Source organism: Nocardioides sp. REDSEA-S30_B4 (assembly GCF_001627265.1).
Lineage (GTDB): Bacteria > Actinomycetota > Actinomycetes > Propionibacteriales > Nocardioidaceae > Nocardioides.
The window spans coordinates 157,182-170,453 of record NZ_LUPI01000008.1 but is presented as its reverse complement, the minus strand read 5'-3'; the positions used below and the strand labels follow the sequence as shown (position 1 = coordinate 170,453).

The 13,272-nt window shown below is 70.9% G+C and carries 13 protein-coding genes; 11 read left to right on the top strand and 2 right to left on the bottom strand.

The genetic code is table 11. The features are described from left to right. Positions 1-31 precede the first annotated feature (31 nt). The 3 genes from A6R01_RS02330 (at position 32) to A6R01_RS02320 (ending at position 2,433) form a co-directional block, all read left to right on the top strand. The gene (locus tag A6R01_RS02330) at positions 32-442 is read left to right on the top strand and encodes a hypothetical protein (RefSeq protein ID WP_292603151.1); all 411 of its coding nucleotides are present in this window, start codon (positions 32-34) and stop codon (positions 440-442) included. 75 nt (positions 443-517) lie between these two features. Then, positions 518-1,804, top strand: coding sequence for a sensor histidine kinase (locus A6R01_RS02325; RefSeq protein ID WP_292603433.1), 1,287 nt, complete (start codon positions 518-520; stop codon positions 1,802-1,804). Further along, positions 1,801-2,433, top strand: a complete 633-nt coding sequence (locus A6R01_RS02320) for a response regulator transcription factor (RefSeq protein ID WP_292603149.1) — start codon at positions 1,801-1,803, stop codon at positions 2,431-2,433. The genes A6R01_RS02325 and A6R01_RS02320 overlap by 4 nt, the downstream gene beginning before the upstream one ends. A 14-nt stretch (positions 2,434-2,447) precedes the next feature. Here A6R01_RS02320 and A6R01_RS02315 read toward each other — a convergent pair whose 3' ends face one another. Then, on the bottom strand, positions 2,448-3,335 hold the full coding sequence (locus A6R01_RS02315) for a PD-(D/E)XK nuclease family protein (RefSeq protein ID WP_292603147.1): 888 nt from the start codon (positions 3,333-3,335) through the stop codon (positions 2,448-2,450). A 78-nt stretch (positions 3,336-3,413) separates the two neighbouring features. Here A6R01_RS02315 and A6R01_RS02310 point away from each other — a divergent pair, with 78 nt between their 5' ends. The 3 genes from A6R01_RS02310 (at position 3,414) to arc (ending at position 7,543) form a co-directional block, all read left to right on the top strand. Then, positions 3,414-4,538 (top strand): site-2 protease family protein, encoded by a 1,125-nt coding sequence (locus A6R01_RS02310; RefSeq protein ID WP_292603145.1) that lies wholly within the window; start codon positions 3,414-3,416, stop codon positions 4,536-4,538. Between the two features lie 87 nt (positions 4,539-4,625). Next, positions 4,626-5,639: a tRNA (adenine-N1)-methyltransferase gene (locus tag A6R01_RS02305; RefSeq protein ID WP_292603143.1), complete on the top strand. Its 1,014-nt coding sequence runs from the start codon at positions 4,626-4,628 to the stop codon at positions 5,637-5,639. 116 nt (positions 5,640-5,755) lie between these two features. Then, on the top strand, positions 5,756-7,543 hold the full coding sequence (gene arc / locus A6R01_RS02300) for a proteasome ATPase (protein WP_292603141.1): 1,788 nt from the start codon (positions 5,756-5,758) through the stop codon (positions 7,541-7,543). Between the two features lie 127 nt (positions 7,544-7,670). Here arc and A6R01_RS02295 read toward each other — a convergent pair whose 3' ends face one another. Continuing rightward, positions 7,671-8,303: a class I SAM-dependent methyltransferase gene (locus A6R01_RS02295; RefSeq protein WP_292603139.1), complete on the bottom strand. Its 633-nt coding sequence runs from the start codon at positions 8,301-8,303 to the stop codon at positions 7,671-7,673. 59 nt (positions 8,304-8,362) lie between these two features. Between A6R01_RS02295 and dop the strand changes: the two genes are divergently transcribed. The 5 genes from dop (at position 8,363) to pafA (ending at position 13,266) form a co-directional block, all read left to right on the top strand. Further along, positions 8,363-9,871 (top strand): depupylase/deamidase Dop, encoded by a 1,509-nt coding sequence (gene dop, locus A6R01_RS02290; protein ID WP_292603137.1) that lies wholly within the window; start codon positions 8,363-8,365, stop codon positions 9,869-9,871. Positions 9,872-9,955: 84 nt separating this feature from the next. After that, complete coding sequence (locus A6R01_RS02285) at positions 9,956-10,153, top strand: ubiquitin-like protein Pup (RefSeq protein WP_292603135.1); 198 nt, start codon at positions 9,956-9,958, stop codon at positions 10,151-10,153. Further along, the gene (gene prcB / locus A6R01_RS02280) at positions 10,150-10,998 is read left to right on the top strand and encodes a proteasome subunit beta (protein WP_292603133.1); all 849 of its coding nucleotides are present in this window, start codon (positions 10,150-10,152) and stop codon (positions 10,996-10,998) included. Before A6R01_RS02285 ends, prcB begins: the two co-directional genes overlap by 4 nt. Beyond that, entirely contained in the window at positions 10,995-11,786 is a 792-nt protein-coding gene (prcA, locus tag A6R01_RS02275) for a proteasome subunit alpha (protein WP_292603131.1), read from the top strand. Before prcB ends, prcA begins: the two co-directional genes overlap by 4 nt. 118 nt (positions 11,787-11,904) lie before the next feature. Continuing rightward, on the top strand, positions 11,905-13,266 hold the full coding sequence (gene pafA, locus A6R01_RS02270) for a Pup--protein ligase (protein ID WP_292603129.1): 1,362 nt from the start codon (positions 11,905-11,907) through the stop codon (positions 13,264-13,266). Positions 13,267-13,272: the final 6 nt, after the last annotated feature.

Sequence of the window (13,272 nt, the reverse complement as noted above, 5' to 3'; positions counted from 1 at the left end):
TCGTCACACCGGACATCCTTCGAAGGGCACCATGGACCACCTCAGCACCCGCCGCGCACGTGGTCGGCGTGCCGCCGTCGCACTGGTGGCGACCATCGGTCTCCTCCTCGCCTCCCCAGCCGCGGTCGCCAAGAAGGACGACGCGAAGAAGCTGAAGGAGGACTGCCGCGAGAGCAGCTCGGTCAAGCTCAAGGTCGAGCCCGAGAGCGGCGGGGTCCTGCAGGTCACCGCGGTCGTCTGGAGCGACGACAGCGACGAGTGGGACTGGCGGATGAAGCACAACGACGACGTGTCGGCACGGGGGACCGTCAAGGCCAAGGATGCCGACAAGTCCTTCAAGATCGTGCGGGACATGGCCGACTTCACCGGCCCCGACGACATCGACTTCCGAGCGCAGAACACCGTGACCGGCGAAGTCTGCAAGAACCAGATCACGTTCTGACCGGTCGTGACCCGCTCCCGTTCTCGGCTCGGGACAGCTCTGCGGACGCCGCTGACGCTGTTCCTGGTGGTCAGCATGCTGCTGGTCTGCGGCATCTTCGTCGCGACCAACGCGATCGCCACCCGTGCCGCTGAGCGTGCGGCGCTCGAACAGGCCGAGTCGGTGACCCAGTCGCTGGCCGGGTCGGTGATGCCGGGCAACCTCCGCGAGGGACTGCTCAACGGCCGCCCGGGAGCGGTGGACAAGTTCTTCCGCCGCATCAGGCCCTTCAGCACCGGGGACATCGACAGCTTCGACGTGCTCACGACCGAGGGTCGCCTGGCCTTCGACTCCTCCGATCCGGGCGCGGCGCTCGACGACCACGTCTACGCCCTGTCCTCGGCCCAGGAGCGCGTCCTGGAGTCCGGCGGCACGGTCGCCGAGTTCGCGGACCCGGGCTCCTCCCGCAGTGACGACCGGCCGGGCTCGGAGGTGGGGCTGGTCAAGATCTCCACCCGCGTCTACGCCACGCGTGACTCCAAGAGCCGCGACACGGGGCTCAACCGGGGACAGAGCGTGACCTCGCCCGCCCTGTTCGTCGCCTACTGGGACCTCGACGACGTCGAGCAGCGTCGTGAGGACATCTTCGGGGACTTCCGCTGGATTACCCTGGGCCCGCTCCTCCTGCTGGTCCTGCTGTCCACGGTGCTGCTGGCCCTGCTGACCGGACAGGTGCGCCGGGGAGGGCGCGAGCGCGAGCGGCTGCTGCAGACCGCGATCGACGCCTCCGACGCCGAACGACGCCGCATCGCCCGGGACCTGCACGACGGTGTGGTGCAGGACCTGGCCGGCTCGGCGTTCGCCCTCTCCGGTGCTGCTCGCGACCCGGCGACGACGCCGGCCACTGCCGAGGTGCTGTCCTCGGTCAGCGCCTCGATGCGCGACAGCCTCAAGCAGATGCGGTCGCTGCTGGCCGAGATCCATCCGCCGGACCTGCACGGCCAGGGCCTGCAGTCCGCGCTGGACGACCTGATCGCCCCGGCTGCCGCTGCGGGGATCCACGCCTCCACCAGCGTCGACGGCGTCACCGACGCCTCCGACGCCGAGGTCGGCCTGGTGTGGCGGGTGGCCCAGGAGGCGGTGCGCAACGCGATCCGGCACTCCGGCGCCTCGACCCTCGCGGTGACCGTGCGTGGCGATGCCGGGGGGCTGCTCCTGGAGGTCGTCGACGACGGTGTCGGCTTCGACACGACTGCCCCGAGTCCACCGGACCGTTTCGGCCTGCGCGGCCTCCGCAGCCTGGTCCGCGACGTGGGTGGGGAGTTGGACGTGACCTCCGCGCTGGGCGAAGGTACCTCCGTGCGAATGGCGGTACGACGATGAACGGGCACTCCGGGACCATCCGGATCGTGCTGGTCGACGACCATGCCGTGATCCGGGCGGGTCTGGCGCAGCTGATCGCCACGGCCGAGGACATCGAGGTGGTCGGTCAGGCCGCCGACGGTGCCGAGGCGGTCGAGCAGGCGCGTGCCCTGACCCCTGACGTGGTCCTGATGGACCTGCAGATGCCCGGGGTCGACGGGGTGAGCGCCACCCGGGAGATCGTCTCGGCCGGGCTCGGCGTGGACGTGCTGGTGCTGACGTCGTACTCCGACAACGAGCGGATCCTCGACGCGCTGGACGCCGGTGCGGTGGGCTACCTGCTCAAGGACGCCGACCCCGACGACGTGCTCAGTGGGGTGCGTGCCGTCGCCCGCGGCGAGTCGCCCATCCACCCCAAGGCCGCCCGGGCGCTGCTGGGCGCCCGCTCGGCCGGTGGCCGGCCGCAGCTGACCGCCCGGGAGGTCGAGGTGCTGCAGCTGGTGCGCGACGGACTAGCCAACAAGCAGATCGCGCGGCAGTTGGAGATCAGCGAGCGCACGGTCAAGGCGCACCTGACCAGTGCTTTCTCGCGGATCGGAGTCTCCGACCGCACGCAGGCCGCCCTCTGGGCACAGCGCAACGGCCTCTGAGCCGGGCTGCGTCCTCAGCCGCCCGACGGCATCGGCGGGGGAGTGCCGCCCCAGGAGGGGCACAGTGCCTTGTGTGCGCACCAGCTGCACAGCGGCCCCTTGCTGGGCCGCCAGTCCTGCTCGTCGGTGGCGCGCTTGATCGCCTCCCAGACCGCCTGCACCTTGCGCTCGGTCGCGAGCAGGTCGTGCTCGTCGGGCACGTAGCGCACCAGCTCGCCGTTGCCGAGGTAGACCAGCTGCAGCATGGCGGGCACCACGCCGCGCAACCGCCACAGCACCAGGGCGTAGAACTTCATCTGGAACAGCGCGCGACCCTCGAAGCCCGGCCCGGGGGCGCGGCCGGTCTTGTAGTCCACGACCCGGACGGCACCGTCCGGGGCGACGTCGACCCGGTCCACGAACCCACGCAGCAGGAGCTTGGAGTCGAGCAGCCACTCGACGTACAGCTCGCGCTCGGCCGGCTCCAGACGGGTCGGGTCCTCCAAGGTGAAGTAGCGCTCGAGGACGGTGCGGCAGGTGTCCCACCAGCGCTCGCGGTCCACCGCGCCGTCGCCGTCGAAGATCTTCCCGAGGCCCGGCTCGTCCTCGAGCAGGCGGTGCCACGACGGCTCCAGCATCTGCTCGGCGCGCACGGGGGTGCGCTCGAGCGCGGGCAGGTCGAAGAGGTCCTCGAGCACCTTGTGCACCAGGGTCCCGCGCACCGCGTCCGGCGACGCCGGCTCGGGCAGCTTGTCGATGGTGCGGAAGCGGTAGAGCAGCGGACAGGTCATGAAGTCCCCGGCCCGGCTGGGGGACAGGGCGCCCAGCACGTCGACGCCGTCAACGGGTGTCGAGTGGCGCTCGGCGGGGCTGGTCGCCGGGACCTCCTCGCGCTGCTGCGTGCCCAGGACCTCCGTGCTCATGGCGTTCACGCTAGGCGATCGCACCGACAGCCCGCGCCAGGCCGACCGGTGCGCCCACCGGTCGGATAGCCTCCCCGGGTGAGCGAGCAGCGACCGCCGGGGACCTTCAAGGTCGGCACCGTGGCGGGCAGCGACGTGCTGGTCAGCACCTCGTGGTTCCTCGTCGCCGCGCTCATCGCGATCATCATGGCTCCGCTCGTCGAGCAGGTGCAGCCCGGCCTGGGCGCCCTGAAGTACGTCGCCGGGCTGGCGTTCGCGGTGCTGCTCTACGGCTCGGTGCTGCTCCACGAGGCCTCGCACGCGATCGTCGCGAAGCGGCTGGGCTACCCGGTCAGCTCGATCACCCTGCACTTCCTCGGCGGCATGACGTCGATCGAGGGGGAGGCGAAGCGACCGCGTGAGGAGTTCTTCATCGCCGTGGTCGGTCCGCTGACCTCGATGGCCGTCGGGGTGGCGGCGCTGCTGCTGCTCCCGGTCACCCCGGACGGCCTGACCCGCCTGGCGATGGAGGGTCTCGCCGGGGCCAACCTCCTCGTCGGCGTCCTCAACCTGGTGCCCGGGCTGCCCCTCGACGGCGGCCGGGTCCTCAAGGCCGGTGTGTGGGGCCTGACGGGCAGCATCGTCCGCGGGACGGTCGTGGCCGGCTGGGGCGGGCGCCTGGCGGCCGTCGCCGTGCTGGCCTGGCCCGTGGCGCAGGAGTCCGTGTTGGGCACTCCGCCGGACGTCATCGACTTCGTCCTGGCCTTCGTGGTCGCCGCGTTCCTGTGGTCGGGTGCCACGGCGTCGATGTCGGCTGCGCGTCTGCGCAGCCGGATCCCGCACCTGGTAGCCCGCGACCTCGCGCGGCGTACCCTGGCCGTCCCGGCCGACCTGCCGCTCTCGGAGGCGGTGCGCCGCGCGCAGGAGGCCCAGGCGGGGGGCATCCTCACCACGACGACCGACGGACGGACCACCGGCCTGGTCTCGGAGGCGGCCCTGCTGGCCACCCCCGAGGACCGGCGTCCCTGGGTGCCCACCTCCAGCGTCGCACGCACGCTCGAGGAGGGTCTGCGGCTGCCGGTCGGGCTGCGCGGGGAGGACCTCGTGCGGGCGCTGACCCGCACGCCTGCCGCCGAGTACCTCCTGGTCGAGGACGACGGCACCGTCTACGGCGTGCTCGTGACCGCCGACGTCGACCGCGCCTTCCGGCAGACGAGCGCCTGACGCCGACGCATCCGCGCTGTGGCGACTCCCGGTCGCCGGGGTCTCCGGAACTCGCTGGGCGGCGCGTCCGCGGTCTAGGGTGCGCGCGTGTCCGAGCCCGTCCAGCCGCAGTCCCAGGCCCCTGAGGGCCAGTCCCTCGAGGGCCCGTCCCTCGACGACGTCCCGCAGGAGGCCTGGTCCGGTGTCCACCGGGGCCCGCTCCGCGCCGGTGAGTGGGTGCGCCTGGTCGACGGCAAGGGACGCAAGCACAACTTCGCCCTCGAGGCCGGCAAGCGCTTCTTCTCCAACCGCGGCCACCTCGACCACGACGAGCTGATCGGCCGCGAGGAGGGCTTCACCGTCACCACCTCCGGCGGTGGTGACTACCTGGTGTTCCGGCCGCTGCTCTCGGAGTTCGTCGTCTCCATGCCCCGCGGCGCGGCCGTCATCTACCCCAAGGACGCCGCACAGATCGTGGCGATGGCCGACATCTTCCCCGGAGCCCGCGTGGTCGAGGCCGGGGTCGGCTCCGGCGCCCTGACCTGCTCGCTGCTGCGCGCGGTGGGCCCCCACGGGCGGGTGTCGTCCTACGAGCGGCGCGAGGAGTTCGCCGAGGTCGCGCGGCGCAACGTCGACCAGTTCTTCTCCGCCCCCGAGGGCACCAGTCACCCGGCGTGGGACCTCACCCTGGGCGACCTCGCGGAGGCGCTGCCGGCCAGCGGCGAGCGCTGCGACCGGATCATCCTCGACATGCTCGCACCCTGGGAGTGCCTCGAGGCCGCCGCGGACGCCCTGGTGCCGGGCGGCATCGTCTGCGCGTACGTCGCGACCACCACCCAGCTGTCACGGTTCGTGGAGACGGTGCGGGCGCACGGTGGTTTCACCGAGCCGCACGCCTGGGAGTCGCTGGTCCGCGACTGGCACGTCGAGGGCCTCGCGGTGCGTCCGGACCACAAGATGATCGGGCACACGGCCTTCCTGGTCACCGCTCGGCGGATGGCCCCGGGGGAGAGGCCCCCGCGCAAGACCCGGCGGCCGGCGCCGGGCGCCTACGGACCCGACTACACCGGGCCCCGCCCCGCGGACGTGCCGCAGGAGCCCGTGGCGCCCGCCGATGAGTGAGGTGGAGGAGGAAACGCGGGGGTGACACCGCCGGTCCCAAATCGTGACCGACACCGTCCAGGATGGCCTTCCGTGCTTCACCGGCACGAGTAGGGTCACGGCAAGGAGGTGCTCTGATGTCGACATCCGATGGCAGGTCACGAGAAGGTTCCCCGGTTCCCGACGGCGCACGCAGCGCCGAGGAGCTGATGGGGCAGGTGCGCTTCCTGGAGGCCGAGGTCACCGACCTGCGGCGCCGCCTCAGCGATGCACCGGGCTCCCACCGCACCGTCGAGCTCCGGCTGGCCGACGCCCAGCGCTCCCTCGCGGCGGTCACCAGCCAGAACGAGCGGCTCGCCCAGACCCTGCGCGAGGCCCGTGACCAGATCACGAAGCTCAAGGAGGAGGTCGACCGGCTCGCCCAGCCGCCCGCCGGGTTCGGCACCTTCCTCCAGCGCAACGACGACGACTCGGTGGACGTGTTCACCGGTGGCCGCAAGCTGCGCGTCAACGTCAGCCCCAACGTCGACCTGGACGCGCTGCACCGCGGCCAGGAGGTCATGCTCAACGAGGCCCTCAACGTCGTCGAGGCGCTGGAGTTCGAGCAGGTAGGCGAGGTCGTGATGTTCAAGGAGCTGCTCGCCGACGGCGAGCGTGCCCTGGTCATCGCCAACGCCGACGAGGAGAAGGTCGTGCGCCTCGCGGCGCCGCTGCGCGAGGAGACCATCCGCGCCGGCGACTCGCTGCTGCTGGACTCCCGTGCCGGCTACGTCTACGAGAAGGTCCCGAAGTCGGAGGTCGAGGAGCTCGTCCTCGAGGAGGTCCCCGACATCGCCTACGAGTCCATCGGTGGGCTCGGCGGCCAGATCGAGCAGATCCAGGATGCGGTCGAGCTGCCGTACCTCTACCCCGAGCTCTTCAAGGAGCACCAGCTCAAGCCGCCCAAGGGCGTGCTGCTCTACGGCCCTCCCGGCTGCGGCAAGACGCTGATCGCCAAGGCGGTCGCCAACAGCCTCGCCAAGAAGGTCGCCGCGCGGAACCCGGATTCCGGCCAGGGCGCCGAGGTGAAGTCCTACTTCCTCAACATCAAGGGCCCCGAGCTGCTCAACAAGTACGTCGGCGAGACCGAGCGCCACATCCGCCTGGTCTTCCAGCGGGCGCGGGAGAAGGCCTCGGCCGGCACCCCGGTCATCGTGTTCTTCGACGAGATGGACTCCCTGTTCCGCACCCGCGGCACCGGCGTCTCCTCCGACGTCGAGAACACCATCGTCCCGCAGCTGCTGAGCGAGATCGACGGCGTGGAGCTGCTGGAGAACGTCCTGGTCATCGGAGCCTCCAACCGTGAGGACATGATCGACCCCGCGATCCTGCGCCCCGGACGCCTGGACGTGAAGATCAAGATCGAGCGCCCCGACGCCGAAGCGGCGCGGGACATCTTCAGCAAGTACCTCACCGCCGAGCTCCCGCTGCACGCCGACGACCTCGCGGAGTTCGGCGGGGACCGCCAGGCGTGCGTGGACGGCATGATCCGCGCGACGGTGGAGCGGATGTACTCCGAGACCGAGGAGAACCGCTTCCTCGAGGTCACCTACGCCAACGGCGACAAGGAGGTCCTGTACTTCAAGGACTTCAACTCCGGCGCCATGCTGCAGAACATCGTCGACCGGGCGAAGAAGATGGCGATCAAGGACCTCCTGGACCACGACCAGAAGGGTCTGCGGGTCAGCCACCTGCTGCAGGCCTGCGTGGACGAGTTCAAGGAGAACGAGGACCTCCCGAACACCACCAACCCCGACGACTGGGCCCGCATCTCCGGCAAGAAGGGCGAGCGGATCGTCTTCATCCGCACGCTCATCACCGGCAAGCAGGGCACCGAGCCGGGCCGCTCGATCGACACGGTGTCGAACACGGGTCAGTACCTGTAGGACGCATCGCCGCCATCGGAAGGTCTGACTGATGTCGGTCAGACCTTTCGGTGTGCGGTCGAAGGTTCGACCGCGACGTGCAAGGTCTGACTGACATCAGTCGAACCTTCCCCCTGCGGGGCTCGCGTCAGCCGCCGGCAGGCCGCCGGGCGAGGAGCCGGTAGCCGTAGACCCACGGACGGGCGACGGCCGGTCCGGGCAGGTAGCGCTCGGTGCGGTCGACGATCTCCAGGCCCGCCTGCTCGAGGAGGGCGACGGGGTCGCGGGTGAGGTGGCAGCCGCCGGCGACCCGCTTCTCGATCGGGTCGAGCCGGCGCTGCCACCGGGCGACACCGGCGTCGGGGGAGAGCCCGTGCTCCAGCACGTGGACCGTCCCGCCCGGGCGCACGGTGCGGGCCATCTCGCGAGCAGCCAGCGCGGCATCGGGGATCGTGCACAACGAGAACGTGCACAGCACCGCGTCGTACGCCGAGGAGTCGGCGTCCACGCGCTGGCCGTCGAGCCCGACCCGACTGACCGGGATGGTCGCGGTCCCGCGGCGCGCGGCGGACATCTCCCACCCCAGGTCGGACGGCTCCACGGCGTCCACGGCGGTGACCGCCGCCGGCAGGTGCGGGAGGTTCATGCCGCTGCCGAAGCCGATCTCCAGCACCCGGCCGGACAGCCCCTCGCAGACCAGCGCCCGCTCCCGGCGGACGTCGCCGCTCGAGAGCGCCTTCTCGACCAGGCGCGGGACCACGCGCTTCTCCCACCAGCTCATCGGGCCACCGTAGTGGTCGGTGCGCCCCGACCGTCGCCGCCGCCGCGTAGGCTCGAACCATGAGCGTGCGACGGGTGATGGGGACCGAGGTCGAGTACGGAATCTCCGTGCAGGGCCAGCCCACCGCCAACCCGATGGTGGCCTCCTCGCAGGTCGTCAACGCCTACGCCTCGGCGACGCTGAAGGCGCGGCGGGCGCGGTGGGACTTCGAGGAGGAGTCGCCCCTGCGCGACGCCCGCGGGTTCGACATGAGCCGCCAGGTCGCCGACCCGAGCCAGCTGACCGACGAGGACCTCGGCCTGGCCAACGTCATCCTCACCAACGGCGCACGCCTCTACGTCGACCACGCGCACCCGGAGTTCTCCACCCCCGAGGTCACCAACCCGCTCGACATCGTGCGGTGGGACAAGGCGGGGGAGCAGGTGATGCTCGACGCCCAGAAGCGCGCCGCCGCGCTCCCCGGCGGGCAGCCGATCCTGCTCTACAAGAACAACACCGACGGCAAGGGCGCCTCCTACGGCGCCCACGAGAACTTCCTGATGCGTCGGTCCACGCCGTTCGCCGACATCGTCAAGCACCTCACGCCGTTCTTCGTCAGCCGCCAGGTCGTGTGCGGCGCGGGCCGGGTCGGCATCGGCCAGGACGGTCGTGACCACGGCTACCAGATCAGCCAGCGAGCGGACTTCTTCGAGGTCGAGGTCGGCCTGGAGACGACGCTGAAGCGGCCGATCATCAACCCCCGTGACGAGCCGCACGCCGACCCCGAGAAGTACCGCCGGCTCCACGTGATCATCGGCGACGCCAACCTCGCCGAGATCTCCACCTACCTCAAGGTCGGCACCACCGCACTGGTGCTGGCGATGATCGAGGACCGGTTCATCGACCGCGACCTCGGCGTGGACGGACCCGTCTCGGCGCTGCGGGCGGTCTCCCACGACCCGAGCCTGCAGCAGCTCGTCACGCTCCACGACGGGCGCCGCCTCACCGCGGTGCAGCTGCAGATGGAGTACCTCGACCTGGCCAGGAAGTACGTCGAGGACCGCTACGGCTCCGATGCCGACGACCAGACCCTCGATGTGCTGGCCCGCTGGGAGTCCGTGCTCGACCGCCTCGAGCGCGACCCGATGTCGCTGGCCACCGAGCTGGACTGGGTCGCCAAGCTCAAGCTGCTCGAGCAGTACCGCCAGCGCGACGGCCTGGAGTGGGACGACCCCAAGCTGCAGATGATCGACATCCAGTACTCCGACATCCGTCCCGAGAAGGGGCTCTACCAGCGCCTCGTGCAGGGCGGGCGCATCCAGCGCCTGCTCACCGACGAGACCGTGGAGCGGGCGATGCACGAGCCGCCGACCGACACCCGCGCGTACTTCCGCGGCCGCTGCCTCGAGCGCTACCCGGCGGCTGTCGCCGCCGCGTCGTGGGACTCGGTCATCCTCGACCTGTCGGGGCGCGAGTCGCTGCAGCGGGTGCCGACCATCGACCCGCTGCGCGGCTCCCAGGCCCACGTGGGCGAGCTGTTCGACCGGTGCGAGACCCCGGAGGAGTTCTTCCTCGCCCTGACCCGCTGACCCGCTGACCCTCGGCCGGCACCGGGCAGCGGACACGGACCGAACGCCCTCCGCATCCACCCGGGGAGTGGATAGGGTCTGGTCATGGCACAGGAGCAGAAGCAGCCGCGACGGTCCTCGGAGACCGAGGAGGTCGTCGAGACCGCGCCCGAGACCGATGTCGCCGAGCGCAAGGAGGCCCTGGACTCCGAGGTCGACGACATCCTCGACGAGATCGACGACGTCCTGGAGTCCAACGCCGAGGACTTCGTGAAGTCGTTCATCCAGAAGGGCGGCCAGTGAGCGACCCGAGGCTCCCCGCGTCCTACCTCCAGCCCGGCTCGTCGTCGTTCAGCGACTTCCTGGCCCAGCAGGCGCCCGACCTGCTGCCGGGCCGTCGCAGCGTGCCGCAGGGCAACGCCGCGGACCTCGCGCCGCACGGCACGACCATCGTCGCGGTCGCCTTCCCCGGCGGCGTCCTGCTGGCCGGTGACCGTCGCGCGACGATGGGCAACATCATCGCCAGCCGTGACATCGAGAAGGTCTTCCCGACCGACGAGTTCTCCGCGGCCGGCATCGCCGGCACCGCCGGGCTCGCGGTCGAGATGGTGCGCCTGTTCCAGACCGAGCTCGAGCACTACGAGAAGATCGAGGGCACCACGCTGTCCCTCGACGGCAAGGCCAACCGGCTCTCGGCGCTGATCCGGGGCAACCTCGGGATGGCGATGCAGGGCCTCGCGGTCGTGCCGCTCTTCGTCGGCTACGACCTCGACCACGCCGCGGGCCGGATCTTCTCCTACGACGTGACCGGCGGGCGCTACGAGGAGACCGGCTTCCACGCCGTCGGCTCGGGCTCGTTGTTCGCCCGCGGCTCGCTGAAGAAGCTCTTCCGCTCCGACCTGTCGCAGGACGAGGCGGTCCGGGTCGCCGTCGAGGCGCTCTACGACGCCGCCGACGACGACTCCGCCACCGGTGGACCCGACGTCACCCGCGCGATCTACCCGATCGTCCACGTCATCACCGCCGAGGGCGGTGCGCGCGTGGCGCCCGACACCGTCGCCGACGTCGCCGGCGCGGTGATCGCCGGCCGGATGGGCCGACCCGGCGGCCCGCACGCTCCCATCTCCACGGACGGAGGCCAGGCATGAGCACCCCGTTCTACGTCTCGCCCGAGCAGCTGATGAAGGACCGGGCGGACTTCGCGCGCAAGGGCATCGCCCGCGGCCGCTCCGTCGTCGCCGTCCAGTACGCCGACGGCGTGCTGTTCGCCTCGGAGAACCCCTCCCAGGCGCTGCACAAGGTCTCGGAGATCTACGACCGGATCGCGTTCGCCGCGGTCGGTCGCTACAACGAGTTCGAGAACCTCCGCATCGCCGGCGTGCGCCTGGCCGACATGCGGGGCTACGCCTACGACCGGCGCGACGTCACCGGTCGCGGCCTGGCCAACGCCTACGCCCAGACCCTCGGCACGATCTTCTCCTCCGGTGGCGAGAAGCCCTACGAGGTCGAGATCTTCGTCGCCGAGATCGGCGCCGACGCCGCCGACGACCAGATCTACCGCCTCACCTACGACGGCCAGGTCGCCGACGAGCACGACTACGCCGTGATGGGCGGAGCCGCCGACGTGGTGGGCACCTACCTCAAGGAGCACTACACCCGCGGCGCGTCCCTGGAGGAGGCGCTGCGCCTGGCCGTGGCGGCGCTGGGCCACAGCGAGTCCGAGGACCGCACCATCCCCGCCGACGACCTCGAGGTCGCCGTGCTCGACCGCACCCGCACCCAGCCGCGCAAGTTCGCCCGGCTGCGACCCGAGCGGCTCGAGACCCTGCTGGGCACCCCCGCGGCCGACACGCCGCAGTCGTCGGGCACCGGGTCCCCGTCCGGCTCCTCGACCCCGCCGGACGACGAGCCGCCGGTGGCGCCGCCGGTCAGCTGACCCCGGGCGCGCGGCACGCCTGCTCCACCCTGTTCGCAGCTGAGGGCTTTGATCACCGTTCGGTGACCAAAGCCCTCAGTTGCGTCCACGGCCACCGGCCGACCCGTAGTGTTCCGGTATGGAGCGTCGGATCTTCGGCATCGAGAACGAGTACGGCGTCACGTGCACGTTCAAGGGCCAGCGCCGTCTCAGCCCCGACGAGGTCGCCCGCTACCTCTTCCGCAAGGTCGTGAGCTGGGGCCGCAGCAGCAACGTCTTCCTCCGCAACGGTGCGCGGCTCTACCTCGACGTGGGCAGCCACCCGGAGTACGCCACGCCCGAGTGCGACGACGTGGTGGACCTCGTGACCCACGACAAGGCGGGGGAGCGGGTGCTCGAGGGGCTGCTGCTGGACGCCGAGCAGCGCCTGCACGACGAGGGCATCGCCGGCGAGATCTACCTGTTCAAGAACAACACCGACTCCGCCGGCAACTCCTACGGCTGCCACGAGAACTACCTCGTCTCGCGCAGCGGGGAGTTCACGCGGCTGGCCGACGTGCTCATCCCGTTCCTGGTGACCCGGCAGATCGTCGTGGGTGCCGGCAAGATCACCCAGACCCCGCGCGGGGCCGGCTACAGCGTCAGCCAGCGCGCCGAGCACATCTGGGAGGGCGTCAGCAGCGCGACGACGCGCAGCCGCCCCATCATCAACACCCGCGACGAGCCGCACGCCGACGCCGAGAAGTACCGCCGGCTCCACGTCATCGTGGGCGACTCCAACATGAGCGAGACCACGACCCTGCTCAAGGTCGCCTCCTGCGACCTGGTGCTGCGGATGATCGAGGAGGGCGTGGTGATGCGCGACCTCACGATGGAGAACCCCATCCGCGCGATCCGCGAGATCAGCCACGACGTCACCGGCCAGCGCAAGGTGCGGCTGGCCAACGGCCGCGAGGCCAGTGCCCTGGAGATCCAGGCCGAGTACCTCGCCAAGGCCCGGGACTTCGTCGACCGCCGCGAGATCTCCACCCCCGTGATCGAGCAGGTGCTGGACCTGTGGGAGCGCGGCCTGAAGGCCGTGGAGTCCGACGACCTGGGCCTGGTCGACACCGAGATCGACTGGGTCATCAAGTGGAAGCTGATCGACGCCTACCGCGCCAAGCACGGGCTGCCGCTGGGCCACCCGCGGATCGCCCAGCTCGACCTCGCCTACCACGACATCCACCGCCAGCGCGGCCTCTACTACCTGCTGGAGAAGCGCGGCAAGGTCGCCCGGGTCACCAGCGACCTGAAGATCTTCGAGGCCAAGTCGGTGCCCCCGCAGAACACCCGGGCCCGGTTGCGCGGCGAGTTCATCCGCAAGGCCCAGGAGCGCCGCCGCGACTTCACCGTCGACTGGGTGCACCTCAAGCTCAACGACCAGGCCCAGCGCACGGTGCTGTGCAAGGACCCCTTCCGTGCCTACGACGAGCGGGTCCAGCGTCTGATCGACAGCATGTGAGCGGTA

Excerpts from the sequence above, each read along its gene's own strand:
- A6R01_RS02320 (WP_292603149.1), top strand. The coding sequence starts at position 1,801 with ATGAACGGGCACTCCGGGACCATCCGGATCGTGCTGGTCGACGACCAT.
- pafA (WP_292603129.1), top strand. The coding sequence starts at position 11,905 with ATGGAGCGTCGGATCTTCGGCATCGAGAACGAGTACGGCGTCACGTGC.
- A6R01_RS02330 (WP_292603151.1), top strand. The coding sequence starts at position 32 with ATGGACCACCTCAGCACCCGCCGCGCACGTGGTCGGCGTGCCGCCGTC.
- A6R01_RS02285 (WP_292603135.1), top strand. The coding sequence starts at position 9,956 with ATGGCACAGGAGCAGAAGCAGCCGCGACGGTCCTCGGAGACCGAGGAG.
- prcA (WP_292603131.1), top strand. The coding sequence starts at position 10,995 with ATGAGCACCCCGTTCTACGTCTCGCCCGAGCAGCTGATGAAGGACCGG.
- A6R01_RS02325 (WP_292603433.1), top strand. The coding sequence starts at position 518 with ATGCTGCTGGTCTGCGGCATCTTCGTCGCGACCAACGCGATCGCCACC.
- arc (WP_292603141.1), top strand. The coding sequence starts at position 5,756 with ATGTCGACATCCGATGGCAGGTCACGAGAAGGTTCCCCGGTTCCCGAC.
- dop (WP_292603137.1), top strand. The coding sequence starts at position 8,363 with ATGAGCGTGCGACGGGTGATGGGGACCGAGGTCGAGTACGGAATCTCC.
- A6R01_RS02295 (WP_292603139.1), bottom strand. The coding sequence starts at position 8,303 with ATGAGCTGGTGGGAGAAGCGCGTGGTCCCGCGCCTGGTCGAGAAGGCG.
- A6R01_RS02315 (WP_292603147.1), bottom strand. The coding sequence starts at position 3,335 with ATGAGCACGGAGGTCCTGGGCACGCAGCAGCGCGAGGAGGTCCCGGCG.